At 33.8% G+C, this 18,635-nt stretch carries 14 protein-coding genes and 2 pseudogenes; 14 read left to right on the top strand and 2 right to left on the bottom strand.

Annotation, left to right across the window (positions count from 1 at the left end; genetic code table 11):
- The first annotated feature begins 525 nt into the window (after window positions 1–525).
- The gene (gene terL, locus wVul_RS04895; protein ID WP_047759411.1) at window positions 526–1,905 is read left to right on the top strand and encodes a phage terminase large subunit; all 1,380 of its coding nucleotides are present in this window, start codon (window positions 526–528) and stop codon (window positions 1,903–1,905) included.
- Between the two features lie 39 nt (window positions 1,906–1,944).
- Here the strand turns inward: terL and trmB are convergent, their stop codons facing one another.
- The gene (trmB, locus tag wVul_RS04890; protein WP_047759492.1) at window positions 1,945–2,589 is read right to left on the bottom strand and encodes a tRNA (guanosine(46)-N7)-methyltransferase TrmB; all 645 of its coding nucleotides are present in this window, start codon (window positions 2,587–2,589) and stop codon (window positions 1,945–1,947) included.
- Window positions 2,590–2,713: 124 nt separating this feature from the next.
- On the opposite strand from trmB, the gene wVul_RS04885 reads away from it, so the two are divergent.
- The 3 genes from wVul_RS04885 to wVul_RS04875 are packed head-to-tail and all read left to right on the top strand — an operon-like array spanning window position 2,714 to window position 5,023.
- Window positions 2,714–4,363, top strand: a complete 1,650-nt coding sequence (locus tag wVul_RS04885) for a 30S ribosomal protein S1 (RefSeq protein WP_047759410.1) — start codon at window positions 2,714–2,716, stop codon at window positions 4,361–4,363.
- Between the two features lie 20 nt (window positions 4,364–4,383).
- Window positions 4,384–4,662, top strand: coding sequence for an HU family DNA-binding protein (locus wVul_RS04880; RefSeq protein ID WP_047759409.1), 279 nt, complete (start codon window positions 4,384–4,386; stop codon window positions 4,660–4,662).
- Window positions 4,663–4,705: 43 nt separating this feature from the next.
- Complete coding sequence (locus wVul_RS04875; protein ID WP_047759408.1) at window positions 4,706–5,023, top strand: cell division protein ZapA; 318 nt, start codon at window positions 4,706–4,708, stop codon at window positions 5,021–5,023.
- Here wVul_RS04875 and wVul_RS04870 read toward each other — a convergent pair.
- The gene (locus wVul_RS04870) at window positions 5,001–5,267 is read right to left on the bottom strand and encodes an FAD assembly factor SdhE (protein WP_047759407.1); all 267 of its coding nucleotides are present in this window, start codon (window positions 5,265–5,267) and stop codon (window positions 5,001–5,003) included. The two genes, wVul_RS04875 and wVul_RS04870, sit on opposite strands and share 23 nt — an antisense overlap.
- Window positions 5,268–5,366: 99 nt before the next feature.
- Between wVul_RS04870 and rseP the strand changes: the two genes are divergently transcribed.
- From rseP to wVul_RS08805, 10 genes and pseudogenes are all read left to right on the top strand, one after another.
- Window positions 5,367–6,482, top strand: a complete 1,116-nt coding sequence (rseP, locus tag wVul_RS04865) for an RIP metalloprotease RseP (protein ID WP_047759406.1) — start codon at window positions 5,367–5,369, stop codon at window positions 6,480–6,482.
- Between the two features lie 7 nt (window positions 6,483–6,489).
- Window positions 6,490–8,814 (top strand): outer membrane protein assembly factor BamA, encoded by a 2,325-nt coding sequence (bamA, locus tag wVul_RS04860; RefSeq protein ID WP_047759491.1) that lies wholly within the window; start codon window positions 6,490–6,492, stop codon window positions 8,812–8,814.
- Complete coding sequence (locus wVul_RS04855; protein ID WP_047759405.1) at window positions 8,815–9,375, top strand: OmpH family outer membrane protein; 561 nt, start codon at window positions 8,815–8,817, stop codon at window positions 9,373–9,375. It abuts the gene before it with no gap.
- A gap of 4 nt (window positions 9,376–9,379) precedes the next feature.
- Complete coding sequence (fabZ, locus tag wVul_RS04850; RefSeq protein ID WP_047759490.1) at window positions 9,380–9,811, top strand: 3-hydroxyacyl-ACP dehydratase FabZ; 432 nt, start codon at window positions 9,380–9,382, stop codon at window positions 9,809–9,811.
- Window positions 9,812–9,856: 45 nt separating this feature from the next.
- Window positions 9,857–12,640 (top strand): FAD-dependent oxidoreductase, encoded by a 2,784-nt coding sequence (locus wVul_RS04845; RefSeq protein ID WP_047759404.1) that lies wholly within the window; start codon window positions 9,857–9,859, stop codon window positions 12,638–12,640.
- A gap of 85 nt (window positions 12,641–12,725) precedes the next feature.
- A complete protein-coding gene (locus wVul_RS04840; RefSeq protein WP_047759403.1) occupies window positions 12,726–13,097 on the top strand; it encodes a hypothetical protein in 372 nt (123 codons plus the stop codon).
- Between the two features lie 635 nt (window positions 13,098–13,732).
- A complete protein-coding gene (locus tag wVul_RS04835; protein ID WP_047759402.1) occupies window positions 13,733–15,292 on the top strand; it encodes a proton-conducting transporter transmembrane domain-containing protein in 1,560 nt (519 codons plus the stop codon).
- The gene (gene ffh / locus wVul_RS04830; RefSeq protein ID WP_047759401.1) at window positions 15,277–16,620 is read left to right on the top strand and encodes a signal recognition particle protein; all 1,344 of its coding nucleotides are present in this window, start codon (window positions 15,277–15,279) and stop codon (window positions 16,618–16,620) included. The genes wVul_RS04835 and ffh overlap by 16 nt, the downstream gene beginning before the upstream one ends.
- Window positions 16,621–16,963: 343 nt before the next feature.
- A pseudogene (locus wVul_RS04825) lies at window positions 16,964–17,794 on the top strand (IS66 family transposase); the annotation flags it as partial.
- A 61-nt stretch (window positions 17,795–17,855) separates the two neighbouring features.
- A pseudogene (locus wVul_RS08805) lies at window positions 17,856–18,628 on the top strand (transposase).
- Window positions 18,629–18,635: the final 7 nt, after the last annotated feature.

The following is an 18,635-nucleotide window of genomic DNA, read 5'->3' as shown; positions in this document are numbered from 1 at the left end:
TGGAATCTAGTTCTTATTACCTGAGTCTTCTGGGTCCTAGTACTCGGATGACAAGAAAAGGGAGTATTGGTTTCAGCATTAGCCGTGCATCTGGATCCCAGTATCAAGTACTGGGATGACAAGAGAAAGAGGACACTGGGATGAAATTATGAAGACCTAGCAGTTTGTGACGGTGTCATTCCAGCGCGTGACGCTGGAATCTAGTTCTTATTACCTGAGTCTTCTGGGTCCTAGTACTCGGATGACAAGAAAAGGGAGTATTGGTTTCAGCATTAGCCGTGCATCTGGATCCCAGTATCAAGTACTGGGATGACAAGAGAAAGAGGACACTGGGATGACACCGAAGGGGCTACTCGCATCTTTTTAGCCCAAATCACAATGTTCGTACAGCTGTGTGTCTAGGCACTGGGATTTTGGATGGGAAATCAGTGTTAGTTACTTGAATGACGCCACAGGGGCTACTTGGATACAGAAAAGAGTACTGTAATCATAAAGTAGATTCCAGTAACACTATAGGAGACTAACATGAACTTTTTAAAATTCATTGAGTTATGCTTTCAAACGGTAGTGCCAGGGTGTGAGTATAACGGTTATCAGTATATAAAAGTCATAGCAGACAGGCTTGAAGCGGCAAGCGCTGGTGAAGTAAAACGAATAATATTCAATATGCCTCCACGCTCGATGAAGTCTGTATGCGTAAGTGTTGCATGGCCCGCATGGATACTCGGGAATCAGCCAACTGCAAGAATAATAGTTGCAAGTTACTCTCGACTGCTTAGCGAAAAGCACTCACTTGATACAAGGTGCATAATGCAATCTGATTGGTATAGAGAGCTATTTCCGGAAGTAGAATTATGCAAAGATCAAAACACTAAATATAAATTTCAAACAGTGCAAAGAGGATGTAGGATTGCAACATCAGTTGGAGGAACATTAACCGGTGAAGGTGGTGATTTCATTATTGTGGACGATCCACTAAGTCCCGCGCAAGCTTTGAGCGAAACATTTAGAAAGCGTGCTGCAAACTGGTTTGATCAGGCTCTAGTAACCAGACTCAACGACAGAAAAAAAGGAGTCATCGTTCTTGTGATGCATAGGCTCCATCTGGAAGATTTAACTGGTCACCTTCTCTCTAAACCAAAAAACATATGGCATCATGTCTGTTTACCAATAATAGCTGAAGATAAAGAGATTATTTATTCAGTTAATAATCATATTCCAGCGCGTATATACTCAAGGGAAGAAGGTCAGTTGCTATATTCCCTTAATGAAGGAAAAGAAGAAATTGAGATGATAAAAACTGAACTTGGAAGTTATGGTTTTGCTGCTCAATACCAACAAAATCCTCTACCACTTTCAAGTGGTATAATTAAACGAGAGTGGCTAAAGCGCTATAAAAATTTTCCTGATAGCCTCTTGCATGTAACGCAAAGTTGGGATACCGCAATTTCAACAAGTAACGTAAGCGACTTTAGCGTCTGCACTACCTGGACAAAAATAGATAATAAATTCTATTTGCTCGACGTATATCGTGCAAAACTTGAGTATCCAAAACTTAAAGAGCAAGTTCTATTACTGGCTGCAAAGTGGAAGCCACATGCAATTTTAATCGAAGCAAAAGCAAGCGGTCAGCAATTGGTGCAAGAGCTCAAGAAAAACAGTGATTTACCTATTATTCAAATAGTACCACATGATGACAAACTAACTCGATTCCACCGAATTGTCCCAATTATAGAATCTGAGAGGGTTTTTCTGCCGCATCAAGCAGTATGGCTCAGCGATTTTGAGCATGAGATTTTAATGTTTCCAGAAGTTCGTCACGACGATCAAGTAGACAGTATTGTGCAGTATTTGCAGTGGGTGAGAAAAACTAACACCAATGCCTTTAGAATCAGGGCTGTTTGAGTGTCACGTACACAGCTGTACTAACAAGCAGAGGTAAATCTAAGTTAGTTTATCTATAACACTTACTTTAAAAAACTTTATTTTACGCTGATATTCTAGCGCTTTTCTGTGGTATTTTGTAAGAGTATAATTTGCAAAACTATCTTCCTTATAGGTTAAAGAGTTACACTGCTTTATATGCAACTCTATCCACTCTGCATAATCTTGATGATCAGTTGCAATAAATATTTCCCCTGTGACAAGTATTTTTTTTGCTAATAAATTTAAAAATTCCTTATTAATTAACCGTCTTTTGTTGTGACTTCTTTTTGGCCATGGATCTGGAAAAAGAATAAAGAATTTTTCAACACTGTTATCAGGAAAATTGGCAATTAATTCTCTCGCATCTTCTGTCCATATTAAAATATTTTTTATGCTGTGTGCTTCTATGTTCTTTAGCAAGCAAGAAACCCCCTTTAAATAAGGCTCACATCCTATAAATAATAGATCAGTTTCATTGAATACCTGATGAAGCATATTTTCACCATTGCCAAAACCTATTTCTATCCATATTCTTTTTTGCGAGCTTACGATCTTTTTTATAGATTCCCTGCTATTTTGAATAGAATATTTCTCCAAAATATCCGACTTTAACCTAGATTTTCTGGAGAACGACCTAATCCATTTGTTATTCTCAAATAGCACACTCTTACATAACCTCATTTTTTATAGCTTAAACAATTCTAGAAATGAATTAATGAGAAATTACTTGTCACTAATTATTAATATTATATAATATATGAGTTCTAATAAAGTTTAAATTAAGAGTATGAATAATAATTCATCTGTAAGTCTGCCGTTCACTATCAGGAAGCTATCATCAAATAAGTTCATAGAAGAGATATTTCAAGACCAATTTGATAATCAAGGTAATGCCTTTTTTGAAGATTCTTTTGTTAATAGAATTAAAGAAGGAGATGTGGTAAAAGGTGTAATTACAAGAATAAATCCTAATGATATTGTGGTGGATGTTGGTTTAAAGTCAGACGGAAGAATTCTGATCAAGGAGCTCGGTTGTAATGATGAAATCACTATTGGCTCGAAAATTAAAGTTTATGTAGAAAGAATTGAAGATTATCATGGTAATGTTGTTCTTAGTCGTGAGAAAGCAATTAGAGACGAGAAATGGAATAAGTTGGAAGAAAGCACAGTTACAAAGGATGAAGTGGCTGGAATCATTAAACGCTCAATTAAATGCGGTTTTATTGTTGATCTTGGTGATGGAATAAGTGCATTTTTACCGCTGAGTCATGTGGATTTGAAGCAAGTAAAAGATGCTAATCACCTTATTGAAACTGAACAAAAATTCATCGTGCTTAAAATGGATAAGAAGCAGGGGAATATTGTAGTATCAAGAAGGCTGGTGTTAGAGAAATTATGCGCTGGTGAAAAAATTAAGTTTTTAGAATCTTTAAATGAAGGTGATATAGTAGAAGGCAAAATAAAAAGCATCACTCACTATGGTGCATTTGTCGGTATTCATGAATCAGATACAGTGGGAGTTATAGATGGGCTACTACATATTACAGATATTTCTTGGAGTAATGTAAGTCATCCATCCGCGATTTTTTCTTGTGGTCAGCATATAAAAACTAAAATTATAAAAATAGATAGAGAAAATGGAAAAATCTCCCTAGGTGTAAAGCAATTAGGAGATAATCCTTGGCAAGATCTAGAGTCAAAATGTCCAATTAACAGCATACACAAAGGATGTGTCACAGGTATAAAAGATTGCGGGTTTATTGTTGAGATTAAACCTGGAATTGCAGGTTTGGTGCACTCATCAGAAATAACTTGGAATAAGAGTACTTTACCAATTAGTAACTTTGTAACAATAGGACAAGAGGTAGATGTTAAAATTCTTGGTATTGACACTATTAAAAATAAGATGAGTTTAAGTACAAAAAGGTGCGTAGATAATCCTTGGCAAGTATTTATTGATAAATATCCTCTCGGTTCTATTGTTTCTGGTACAGTTAAGAGCAATACTGGTTCACAAATATCTGTGATTTTTGATGATTCTGAGATATGTGAGGATGTAGAAGGGATAATCTATATGCAAAACCTAAGTTGGTCTAGAAATAATTCAGATGAGATAAAAAAGTGTAATGTAGGTGATAAAATAGAAGCAAAAGTAATAAGGGCTAATGTAGATCGGACAAGGATTTATCTTGGAGTAAAACAAATAGAGTATGATCCTCTTGAAGAACTAATAAAGAAAGTTAAAGTAGGCGATAAAATGCAGGTTACTGTAAGTAAGAGAGAAGAAAATGGTCTAGTTGTTGAGGTTGAGAACAATGTAGCCCTTTTAATAGATCAAGAGCATTTACCAGAAAATAAAAGGTTTTCTATATCAGAAAAAATACAAGTTGAAGTACTGGGTGTTGAAAAATATAATATCATATTATCTGCCAAGTAACTTATTGTGAATTCATATAAATGGCAACAAAATCTGATATAATAGCAAAAGTAGCAAAAAGACATCCTCTGTTAGATAAGATCTTTATAGCAGCCATAGTTGATAGTTTTTTTTTGGTACTTTCAAGCGCATTGAAGTATCATAGTAGAGTTGAAATCAGGGGATTTGGTTCTTTTTCAATTAGGAGCTATAACTTGAAAGAGACAAGTAATTTGATGTTACAGAAGGTTGCAAAACATCAATATTTTAAAACTTATTTTCGTAGCAGTAAAAAGTTATCCAACTTGATAAATGAATAAAAATCTATATTGTAAATGTGAAAGTCATACAATATAGCACCATATGCAAGTAGTAGAAATAGTTATACGTAATAACACATACAAAATATCTTGCGAAAGTAAAAAGAAGGACCATTTATTACAACTTGCTAATAGCTTTAACAAGCTAGTTAGCTCCATATCTCAAAAAACTGGAGGTAAGGGCTCAGACGCATTAAATTTCTTACTTGCAGCATTGACTCTCGAGGATAAAATTTTAGAATTAACAAAGTGGTTGGATGAAGTAAATCAAGAGCGCGAAAAGTATAGAAGTGAGAGAAAAATAGAATATGTTGAAGTACTAAACAAGGTGAATAAGATTATTGAGTGCATAAAGGATTAAAGCAAGCAATCAAATCGACTATCTCACTACTCAAGCCAGGTGGTAGGAGTGTCTTACGAGTTATGTAACAATATAATTCGTAATCATCAAGATCAACTATTTTTTTGTATTCGATTAGTTCGCTTAAGGAAAATTTATCAAGATATTTTAATGCAAAATGCCCTAAAAGTATATCGGTTTCTTTGCAGCCCCTATGCCAGCTCCTATACATCAATTTTCTTCTTAATAAGGAGATATCTGTCATTGTCATTAAACTTTTTTTTAATTTAAAGACTAAACTAAATACTTGTCAAGCGAGGCACATTTTAATATACTTAGCCTTTGATTAAGATTTTAAATATAGGTGGAATTAATTTCTCATCAACTTAGCGATGGAATATATTATTTTCTATCATTTTCTTTAATAATTTCTGTCATAGTATTCGTGCATGAATATGGTCATTATATTGTCGCTAAAGCATGCAAGGTTAAAGTTGAATCTTTTTCTATAGGCTTTGGTCCTGAAATTTTTGGTTTTAACGATAAGTCTGGAACTAGATGGAAATTAAGTGCCTTTCCATTGGGTGGCTACGTTAAAATGTTAGGGGATACTAATGCAGCAAGCGTTCCTGTTGATCAACAAAAATTAACTGAAGAAGAAAAATTATACTCATTCCATACAAAACCTCGATATCAAAAAGCAGCAATAGTTTTTGCAGGGCCTTTTGCAAACATGATATTTACCGTTATAGCTTTCACAGTATTTTTCAGCGTGGCAGGCTATTATCGTACTCCACCAGTAATTGGTAATGTAATTGAAGAAAGTGCAGCAAAGCAAGCTGGCCTACTGCCAGGTGACACTATTACACAGATTAATGAGTATAAAATAAAATACTTTGAAGATATTTCACGAGTGATAATGTCAAACCCTGAAACAAGAATGGAAATTAAGTATAGCAGAAATAGCCAAGAGCACAGAACTACCCTAACTCCGTTTACAGTTGAGGATAGAGATGTTTTTGGCAACATAATAGAAAGAAAAACTATAGGAATTACCTCAATTAATATAATGGGGTTAAAACAGTCATCTTTTCTTGGAGCTGCTAGCCTATCAGTGAGTGAAACCTACCACACTATGTGTTTAACAATCAAAGCTCTTTTTCAAATTGTTGTGGGTAAAAGGAATGTAAATGAAATAGGCGGGCCAATAAAAATCGCAAAATATTCAGGACAATCAGCTAAAAAGGGATTTATTATGGTTCTATATTTTATGGCAATTATTTCAGCTAATTTAGCTGCAATTAACTTGCTGCCAATACCACTGCTAGATGGTGGGCATTTATTTCATTATATCATAGAAGCAGTTATACGTAGAGATTTGAGTTTGAAATATCAAAAATATGCAGCCACTTTTGGTGCTACCATATTGTTTTTGTTGATGGCAGTTGCAATCACAAATGATATTAGGCATTTTTTTTAAGATACGTATGAGAAAGTTATTCCACATACTAATAATAATTTTTATCTCTTTTCCTATTCTACTTGCTGCTCTAGAAAATAAGGAAAAAGTACAGATAAAAGATATTAAGTATATTGGAAATGAGCGAGTAAGTGATCAAACAATAAGGTTTTATACAAAATTAGAACCAGGTAGTTATATAAATGATGATGATATAGATTCAGTTATAAAAGGTTTATATAAAACAAAGTTATTTGCTAGTGTTAACGCCTATATGGATGATGAAGCAAACTTAGTAGTAAAAATTCAGGAGAATCCACTAATTAACAAAGTAATATTGAAGGGCAATAAGTTATTTAACAGTAAAGAGTTGCTAAATAACGTTATCCAGTTGAAATCACTAACTATTTTTACTGAAACAAAATTACAAAACGATTTAATAAATCTAGTTACTCTTTATAGGAATAGCGGTAAAATTGGTGTTAAAATTGCATATGAGATAGATAAGCTTGGTAGCAATAGGATCAATCTGATTTTTAAGGTAAAAGAAGGCAGAACCTCTAAAATTAAGGGTTTAAGATTCATAGGTAACAAAAATTTTTCAGCAAATGAGCTAGAGCAAGTTATCAAAAGACATAGCAATGATATATTTAGTAAGTTATTTAGAGCAATTTTTAAAAGCGGAACTCATTATTCACCTCAATATCTACTGATTAACACAGAACTGCTTGATCGCTTCTATTCATCTAAAGGATATATTAAAAATAATATCCAACCAATTGTTGAGGTTGATAGTAACAACCAAATAGAGTTAACTTTTTTGATTGATGAAAAGCAGCAATATTTATTTGGAAATAATGAAGTTGATATTGAAGCTGAGATTCAGGATTTAAGTTTAAGGAAAGAAATATTAGAATTTATCACAGAAGAAAATAATCAGATATTTAATAGAGTTAAAATTAACAATACAGCAGAAAAAATAAGTAAACATTTAAATGAAAAAGGGTATATATTTGCAAGAGTTAATCCAGAATTTACACAACGTAACAATATTATGGATGTAACTTACAAAGTGCTACCGGGTAAAAAGATTTATATAAACCAAATTACTATTGATGGTAATGATCGCACTTTAGATAAAGTAATTAGAAGAAAGCTCAGTATAGCAGAAGGCGACGCATATAACACATCTGAGATTCAAAAATCACGTAAAAAACTAATGAGTAGTGATTTTTTTGAAACAGTGAAAGTAAATAGTTACGCAGTTAATGACGATGCAGTAAATCTTGACTTAAATGTTAAAGAAAAAAACACTGCCTCAGTATCTTTAACAGGAGGTTTGTCTCTTCCTGGTAGAGTATTTGTTAAAACCAGTCTCACAGATCGTAATTTATTTGGTAGTGGTAAAGAGCTCTCTTTTGCTCTTGAAAAAAGTCGACATGTGCTTTCTGCTAATATGGACTTCGTTGAAAACAATTTTAACGATTCTGATACGTCATTAGGCATGGGTATTTTTTATGAAAAACAAGATAAACCAAACACTACTTTTGATACTTGTAATTGGGGAGGAACAGCAAGATTATCATATAAAATCTCAGAAAATCTAACCAATTCCTTTCACTATTCTTATAAGTATAGTCACATACACATGGACAATAAGGGTGGAAAAGATGAGGATATCTCTCAGATAATAAGAGATCAAAAAGGTGAACATCAGATTTCATCAGTGGGATACACGTTTACATATAATAAATTGGATAATCTATACGCTCCAAGAGAGGGGTATTTACTGCGCTTAAGTCAGGATATTTCAGGATTGGGAGGAAATGTAAATTTCCTAAAATCTGAATTCTTATCTTTTTATACACATCCGATATTAAGCAAAATTGATGATGATATAACACTACGCTTTAAGGTGGAGGCAGGTCATATTTTTTCTTATATTGATAAAGATCTAAACATTGGCCAGCGCTTTTTTAATGAGATTAGGGGATTTGACCTCTCTGGTATTGGACCAAGAGCAAAAGATAAAAATAATAGCTCATTAGGAGGCGAAACTTATTTTAATTTAACACAGCAAGTAGATTTTCCATTACCCAAATTATACGACTACACTGGTATCAAAGGCTCACTATTTGTTGACTACGCAACACTTTTTGGTTTAGATAAAAAGGGGGAATATAGTGGACAATATTATGATAGTAAGCTTATAAGAGTATCACCAGGTTTTGGCTTTTCAATGCCTTCTCCTTTTGGTAGACTTAGATTAGATTTTGGGTTCCCTTTAGTAAAGGAAGCTTATGATATAATACCATCACCAAACGTTAAAATTTCTATTGAAGCGGGGATTTGAATGAAATATATACAGTTATTAATATCAGTTATTGCATTAATTATTTCCATGTTTGTGGGATATAAGTTTGTAGGATATCAATCTCAGGGCGTGCTTAATACAAAGGCTGCTATTATTGATAGTGACAAAGTTATCAATGAATCTCTGGCTCTGCAAAATATACAACAACAAATAAAGGAACAGAATTCTAGGTTACAGCAAGAATTTGAAAATGAGTTAGAAAAACTTAAGCCATCAAAAGAAGAATCTGACCTTTTGTCAGAAGAAGCAAAAAAAGAAAGGGCAGAACAATTTAATAAGCACGCTGTAAGCGTTAGGGATAATTACGCTAAAAAAATGTCAAATTTAGAAGAAAACTATAGAGAAGCAGTAGAAAGTGTTTTTAATAAGATAAAAGAAGCTGCTAAAAGAACAGCAGAAAAAAACAATATAGATTTAGTACTACTTATTTCAAAAAAGAATCAAGTTCTATACTCTATGGATGAGGTTGATTTATCAGATGTGGTATTAAAAAATGTAAATAAGGAAATACCTGAATTTGCTTTACAAAGCATTGAGTAAGCTTATGCAATTTAATATCAGTGATATTATAAAAATATTACCACATTCTTATCCGTTTCTCCTAGTAGATAGAGTAATAGAATGTGATCATGGTAAAAGCATAAAAGCAATTAAGAACGTAACTTTCAATGAGCCATTTTTTATTGGTCATTTTCCTGACCATCCGATAATGCCAGGAGTTTTGATAATTGAGTCTTTAGCTCAGGCATCTGCTATATGTGTCCTCGGTAAAAAAACAATAGAAAATAAAGTTGTTTACTTTATGTCTATTGAAAACGCAAAATTCAGAAGGCCAGTTATTCCAGGGGACACGTTGATTCTTCAATCCAGTATAAAAAGTGCACGTTTGGGTGCATGTAAATTTGAGTGTGTTGCATATGTTGGGGAAGAAAAGGCTGCAGAAGCAACAATCTTAGCAAGACTGCAAGACAAATAAAATCTTCATCTGCAAAAAACAGTATGTACACTGTATAGTATAACGATGCAACTGAATTTCAAAGTCTCATTTTCAAACTTATACACTCGCAGTGGATTAATAAAATTGGATGAGGCGTTTTTAGATTATATAAAATCGTGCGATGAAAGCTTGTTTTGTTTATTAATTGAAGCAAGAGAAAAAGCAGCTTCTTCTTTGATGTCATCCCAGTGCTTGACACTGGGATCTAGAAAACAAGAAGAACGGATCCCAGTGTCAGCTACTTGGATGACAGATAGTCAGTTAATAATAGACCTCTCATATTTACTTGATGAATTTATTGCAAAACTTTTCAATATTGAAAAAGAAATAGAGGAGCTAAAGAAAAAACACAATGACTTTGCTGTAATATATAAATGCAAAAGGTTATTTGTCCAACGCTACGCATTGAAGAAATACACTAATGTGGCGAATATAGATATTACTAACAAACTAAGTCATTTTCTCACTTTGCCAACAACAGAAAAAAATTTTGCCAAGCAGGTGATGCATTGGTTTGAAGATAAAGAAAATCACAAAGAAGAAATAGAACTTGCAGCACAATATGCAGCGTGGAGAGTAAAAAATAAACAGAGTATACTCTTTAGTATCCATAGGAAAATTGACCATGAAAATCTCATACCATTTTCTAAAAAAGAAGTAGACAAAGTTGAAGTGCTGTATTCAAATGAAGTAAAAAGACGATATGGTTTTGATCTAACAAGCAAAAAGGTGAGTTTGAATAAAGCATTAGATAACGCTCACTACTGCATATTCTGTCATAAGCAGAATAAGGATAGCTGCTCAAAGGGGCTAATTAATAACGACAATACTTTTAAACAATCCCCACTAAAAGTTGAGCTGCATGGCTGCCCACTAGAACAGAAAATATCAGAAATGAATCTGATGAAAAGCGAAGGCTACAGCATAGCAAGCCTTGCAATTGTGATGATAGATAACCCATTATGTGCGGCTACTGGGCACAGAATATGCAATGACTGCATGAACTCTTGCATATATCAGAAACAAGAACCCGTGAATGTGCCAATGATTGAAACAAGGATTTTGGATGATGTGCTTAGTTTACCGTACGGATTTGAAATATATTCTCTGCTCAGCCGTTGGAATCCTTTAAATTTTCAGCGTTCATTGCCAAGAGAAAACACCGGAAAAAACGTTCTAGTTGCAGGCCTTGGTCCTGCTGGTTTTAATTTAGCTCATCATTTGTTGAATGATGGACATAACGTTATCGCCATTGATGGACTAAAGATTGAACCTTTGATTGATAATTTCCAGCTAATTAAAGATTTCAAACACGAAAAATTGAGTGAACGCACGGCAGATGGGTTTGGTGGGGTGGCAGAATATGGCATTACTTCTCGGTGGGATAAGAATTACTTAAAAATTATCAGGTTATTACTAGAAAGACGTGAAAATTTTGCACTTTATGGGGGCATTCGTTTTGGTGGCACGATTAATGTTGATGATGCTTTCAACTTGGGTTTTGATCACATCGCCCTAGCACTTGGCTCTGGCAAGCCACGAATGATCAAAATAAAGAATATACTAGCTCGTGGAGTGCGTATGGCATCTGACTTTCTTATGTCGTTACAATTGACTGGCGCTCTTAAATTTGATTCTATAGCAAATCTGCAAGTGCGCATGCCGATAGTTGTCATAGGTGCGGGGCTTACTGCGATTGACACTGCTACTGAAGCTTTAGCGTATTATCCAATTCAAGTAGAAAAATTTCTTCTTCGTTATGAGATATTAGTTGATAAGTATGGAAAGGACTGTGTTGAAAAAGATTGGACAGAAGAAGAGCGCGAAATTGCGAATGAATTTATATCGCACGCACAATTGATCCAAGCAGAGCAAGAGTTAGCAAAAAAAGAGAGTAGAGAAATAAAAATATTAGAGTTAATGCAGAGCTTGGGGGGAGTGAAAGTTGTATATAGAAAAGAGCTAAAAGATTCACCAAGTTATCGATTAAATAGCGAAGAGGTGCAAAATGCACTGTCAGAAGGGATTTATTTTATTGAAAACTTAGAACCAGTTGAAGTTGTGACGAATAAATATAACCATGCTGAATCAATAAAACTAATAGACACAAAATCCGGCGAAATCAAACGTATAAAAGCACGTTCTATTTTTATAGCAGCAGGTACTGAGCCAAATACAGTTATTGCAACAGAAGATAAAAAGCATTTTAAATTAAGTAATGGGTATTTTACTCATTTGAATTTATCAGGAAAAGAAATAGATCCAATATTTTCTCCTAAGATGCAGAATAAAGACAGGATATTGGTATATAAGCAAGGCAATAAAACAATTAGCTTTTTTGGTGATCTTCATCCTTCATATAGTGGCAGTGTCGTGAAAGCTATGGCAAGCGCTAAGAATGGTTACCCTATTATTTCCCAGCTTTTAAATAATGGCCAGCCAGCGTCATACGCTGCAACTAATGAAGAATTCTTCAACAAAATTAAAGAGCAATTCACTGCAAAGGTTATAAAAGTCCAATACTTAACCGACAAAGTTGTGGAAATAGTGATCAAAGCACCACTTGCAGCAAAAAATTTTAAACCTGGACAATTCTATAGGTTGCAAAATTTTGCAACCTATAGCAGAAAAACTAACCTTGCTATGGAAGGTATAGCTGTAACTGGCACTGAAGTAGACAAAAAAAAAAGAATTATCTCCACTATTGTACTTGAAACTGGCGGCTCCACTAATTTATGCAGGCACTTAAGAGAAGGTGAGCAAATAATTCTTATGGGTCCAACTGGATGCCCTACTGAGGTTGGTTAAATCTATTTTGTACTAATTATACCATGATGTATATTATTTATTAATAAATCTACACTACAATAATGATTTTTATTAAGGTAGTATTATGACATATCACTTAACATTTACATTTCCAAAGGAACAATATTCCATAGACAAGGGTAGTAATGAGTTTTCAGCAAAAGATCAGGAAGGCAACAGATTTATCATGACTACAGATAATAAACAAAAAGGAAAAATTTCTTTTTGTAAAGATGATAACAGCGAGTGTAAGTTTACACAACACTATGCAGTTAAAGATCCAAAAGTATGTAATAAGCTTTCTGATATTGACGGTGTTGACTATATAAGTGTTATCATGGAAGATTATGGTGAAAAATATTTCCACAACAGGATATTAAATGGACTCAATAAGTGTAATATTGATTACACAATTGTGGATGACGTTAAAATACAGGAAGATGTCAGTGTGCTGTAGAGGATTTTATAATCTAATTTTCATTATACAGCTACTAAAGAGCTTTCCTAGTTCCAGTATCTGCTGCTCAAATGCTGTCATTATAATACTTGATACAGACTAAAAACAATTTTAGATTCCGCTACTTGTTAGCGGAATCTATGCTAAGACACCACAACGATATCTAAAAAAGCGTAAAAGACTAAATTAACAAAGAATTCTTTAATAGGATCAACTATTGCAAAGGTCATAAAAGTTGAATGAGTGAATTGAAAACTGCCAACTCCATTAGATTTATGCAGATACTTAAGAGAAAGCGAGTAAATAACTTTCAACTGGCAGACTTGCTGAAGTTCTTGGTATTAAAGTAATGTCAAACTTTATTTCAAAAAGTAAATAATTTACTAACGCTCGTGCACAAATTAAAAATAAATTATGCACGAGTGTAGCACTATGAATTAGGAGTGCTATATTAAAGCTTACCTCACTATTAAAGCTATCGGTCAGATTAGATTTAAAACCTAATCTGACCGGTTTCTCTATAACCCTCTAAACCCTGATATAATTATATGGTAATTAGTTTAATTAGTGGTTAATATGCAAATTGATTTTATTCGTATATTGAGGTAGCATAAACCATACTGGTTTACATCATTGTGCAGCTTTATAAATTGTCACTGCTACTTCTGCTGATTGCATTAATAGTTATAGTACTAACATTACCTGAAAATTTAGGTAATATATTAAATTGGACTCATCCAGTTCTAAATTATGATTTATCTTTTCGTATCGTACTAATATCTTTTCTATCAGTTGCATTTTTAGCTGTTCTACCAGCAAAAAATTTGAGTTTTTCAGAGATGCTTTCTTTTGCTGCTTACACTATCAGCTCATTGTGTGCAATTTTATCTGAGCAGACAATATTAGTTGTAGTATTCTTTGAATTAATGACCATCAGTGCATCTTTTATTATTGCAGCTAGCTGTAGAGATAGTGGATCTGCAATAAGGTACGCTTGCGTACACTTTTTGGTTGGGGTTATATTAATAGCAGGATTGGCATTTCAAAGCACTAACCTGATAATTTGGGGTTTATTGATAAACTGTGCTTGTTTTCCTTTTTCGTTTTGGGTTGTTGATGCATATCCTGCTGCATCGCTACATGGCACTACATATCTCTCTTTATTTACTACTAAAATCTCCTTTTTAGTGATGCTTTTACACACTTATAACCTATGGCAAGATTGTACTGAAATATTAGCGCTTGTAGGCGCCATCACTGCAATTTACAGCATTATATTTGCTTCTCTTGAGCAAAATATTCGTAGATTTTTATGCTACAATGTTGTAGGACAAATGGGCTTGCTGATTATTGCAGGAGGTTTACTCAGCCCTTCGGAAAAGGCAATACCAATTTTGATGCTACACATAATTTTCTCTCTCGTTTATCAATCATTATTGTTTGTGGTTAGCAATGCGATTATTTCGCGGACAAAAACAATTAGTTTTAATGGAGTGGGTAATTTGATGTCAGTGGAAGGCATGTGTGCTATAATTGCAATACTTACAATGGCTGCATTTCCTGGAACCGCTGGATTTATTAGTAAATCATACATTACAGCCGAGATTGAAGCAAGTGGTGCTAATTTAGAAGTGTATAAAAACTTATACAAGATTCTAAATTTACTGCTTTATTTAAGCGTGGGGCTCAAGTTTCTTTACTACATATTTATTGTAAAAAGTAAGTCGAAACCTTTAGCAGAGAGGGGAGGCAAAATGACTATGATTATTTTAGCATTTATATGCGTAATCGCTGGCAATCCTTACTTACCTATTTACAATAAACCTTCGATTTTCGATTTTGTGTACAACACAAAAAATATTTTGTCGCAATTTAATTTGTTACTATGTACCACTTTATTGTTTATTCCTTTACGCAAGTTATTTTACCCGAGAGTAAATTTTAAAATGGATGTTGATTGGATTTTTAGAACTTTCATATCCTATATTGTCTTGTTGTTCAATCAGTTAGTCTCTAAAACTAGAGAAATGTTTGCCAGCGTAGTGCAAAACTTGACTAATCCACTTACTGGTTTATACTTTAATAATATTACTAAACTTAAAGAAGTGCTGGGTTATAACTCAGTGAGTTTTGTTTCAGCTTCTTCTCTCTTTTTAATGAGTATTCTACTAATGCTATTATGTTTAAATCGTTAACTGAAAGTTTAAATTCTGTATTTAGTAAACTGAGAGGAAAGTCAATCATTTCTGAAGATGATTTTAATCTTGCCATGCGTGAAATACGCATAGCCTTAATTGAAGCTGACGTTTCACTTGAAGTTGCAAAAAAATTCATCAACGACATTAAAGATAAAGTGATTGGGGAAAAAGTCATAAAAAGTGTTTCTCCAGCACAAATGATAATTAAAATTGTACAGGATAATTTAGCTGCAGTTCTCGGATCAGAAAAAAGTGACTTAAACCTAGCAGTTAAACCCCCTGCTGTGATTATGATGGTGGGGTTACAAGGTGCAGGTAAAACAACTACCTCAGGGAAACTTGCTTTAAAGTTAAAAAAACAAAAGAAAAAAGTGATGCTCGCTTCTTTAGACATTTATAGACCAGCTGCTCAAAAACAACTTGAAGTGCTAGGCAGACAAATAGATGTGCAAACTTTACCTGTAATGATAAACGAGAAGCCCATTGCAATTACAAAAAAGGCAGTAGCAGTAGCAAAAAATGATAATTATGATGTATTAATACTAGATACCGCAGGCAGGCTTCATATCGACAATAATATGATGAGTGAGTTGAAAACTATAAAGGAAATAGCTTCACCTGCAGAAGTTATTTTAGTAGCAGATGCAATGATAGGCCAGGATGCAGTCAACATTGCCAAATCATTCAATGAGGCAATAGGTGTAACCGGCATTATTCTTACCCGTGTTGATGGTGATGCACGTGGTGGTGCTGCTCTTTCTATGAAAATGATCACCGATTGTCCAATTAAATTTATTGCTTGTGGTGAAAAATTAAGTGACCTTGATGATTTTTACCCCGATAGAATTGCAAAAAGGATACTTAGCATGGGTGATGTTGTCTCATTGGTTGAAAAAGCTGCTGAGATTGTTGGTCAGGAAGAAATTGATAAGTTACAAAAGAAAGTAAAAAGGGGTAAATTTGACCTAAACGACTTGGTAGGAATGTTGAAAATTCTCAATAAAATGGATGGTATTAGCAACATAATGAAGTTCATTCCTAGTTCATTCACAAAAAAGCTAAGCAGCGGTGTGCCAGACGATAATAAAGTGAAAAAATATATAGCCATTATAAACTCAATGACTGAAAAAGAAAGACAAAATCCAGATATTTTAAATGGCAAAAGAAGACTTAGAATTTCTAAGGGGTCTGGGACAAGTGTAACTGATGTTAATCTTTTAATTAAGCAGTATAATCAAATGAGCTCTATGGTAAATAAGTTCAGTAAAGTTGATCATGGTAAACTCAAAGAATCTGATTTAATGAATATGCTGAGCAGAAAGTAAGTCAATAGGTAGTAGAAAGAAATAAAACCATCAGTTGTAATTGCTGTTGAGTAGTGAAGTATATTATTTTAGCGTGGAGTAACAAATTTAATAAATTTCCGCAGTTGGAATTGGCATAATAATAAAAATTGATAATAAGTTAGAGATTGTCCTGAAAGTAGTAAACTTAGGTGTAATAGTTTAGACTTAATCTGACAGGGAAACAAAGTAAGATAAAAATATGAACAAATTATAAAGGAGTGTCAGATATGAGAAGAAAAAATACGTATCCGTTCAGGGGAGTGGAGAAACAGATGGACGGAGGAGTGATAAAAAGATAATCATAGAATGAATGTGAGGTAATATGGTTAATCTTTTAGAAGTCTGCAAAAATTTACAGCAAAGAATAGAAAAATTGGAGGCAAGGATAAAAGAGTTAGAGGAAGAAAATAAAGCTCTAAAAATAGAAAATGCTGAGTTAAAGGAAAGGCTAGGTTTAAATTCAAAAAACTCATCTCTGCCAAGCTCTAAAGAATTATACAAAATAAAAAAAGACAGGCCAAAGAGCGAAAGGAATGTTGGTGGTCGGTCGGGCACAAAGGCAATTATCGGTCTAAAATGGATGCAGATAAAGTAATAAAGATAGAATTCTTGCGAATGCGGAGGAGAGATTGCAATTATGCGACAAACCGTACATTCATCAGAAAGTTGATCTTCCGGAGATCAAGCCCTATGTAGTAGAATATCAATTAGAGCATGGACGTTGTAGGAAATGTGGAAAAAGAAGAAGCAGCAAGTTACCAGAAGGTGTTATGTCAGATACATTTGGACCAAGAGTTAAGTCAGTAGTTGCAGCATTAAGTGGGTTTTACAAAAATTCAAAGCGTGAAGTTGCTAGTATCATAAATGACATTTTTAATTTGAACATAAGTGTTGGCAGCGTATTAAATAGTGAACATAGAGTTGCGTCAAAATGCGGAAAAACGTATGAGCAAATCGAGCAAGAAATAAGCAGAAGTGAAGTTTTGCATATTGATGAAACGAGCCATTACAATAAATTGGTTGGTGCTGGATATTTGTTAGTAATCAAGAGAGTTTCGTAAAACTTACAGAGTCAAGAGGAATGAAAGTTTTAAAAAATAATGTATGTTGCAATCGTAATAGCTTGGTAGTAACTGACAGGTACGCAGCATATATAGCTCTTCTCATAATAATCCAAACAAGTTAAGATATGGATTTATGGTAGTGGGGTTTGTATGCCAGCAGAGTATAGTTACGACTTAAGGAAAAAAGCATTGGATGAAGGAGAAAACTGTTGCCAAGAGATTAAAATTGGAAAAACGACTCTATATGAGTGGCAGAAAAGGCGTAAGGAAACGGGAGATTTTCAGTCAAAAAAGCCTGGAAGCGTAGATAAAATTACCGACTGGAATGTTTTTACCAAATTTGCAAAAAACCATGGTGGCAAAACTCAGTCAGAAATGCTGGGGCAATATCAGTCGACAAACGAGCACTTAAAAATATTGGATTTACAAGATCTACGGATATAAAGAAAGAAATGAAGAAAAGCGAGCTCAATTTTCAAAAGTTATAGCAACAAAACGTCATGAAAATCTTGTATATATTGACGAATCTGGAATAGACAATACAGAACATACGGATATTGCAGAAAAGGAGAGAGGTTTCATTCACTAAAATCAGGTAAAAAAACTCAGCGCGTCAGTATAGCTCTAAATAAAAAGAAAATCATTGCTCCATTGACCTTTACTGCAATAAAGATGTTTTCGAGGCTTGGTTTGAGCAGTTTTTAACTCCAATTTTAAGGTCTGGCCAAACTTTGATAACGCTACTTTCTATAAATCTAAAATAGATGATCTTGCTAAAGGAGTTGGTGCTGAACTTCCTCCATATTCTCCAGACTTTAACGAAATTGAGCATCAGTGGTTTGCTATAAAGAACAGAGCTAGAAAAAAATATCCCTATTTTTAAGTCTTTCCTTCAAGCTGTTGTTTCTGCTTTTTTATTCTGACTATTAT

This window comes from Wolbachia endosymbiont of Armadillidium vulgare str. wVulC, assembly GCF_001027565.1.
Lineage (GTDB): Bacteria > Pseudomonadota > Alphaproteobacteria > Rickettsiales > Anaplasmataceae > Wolbachia.
This window is presented reverse-complemented; position numbering and strand designations above follow the sequence as displayed.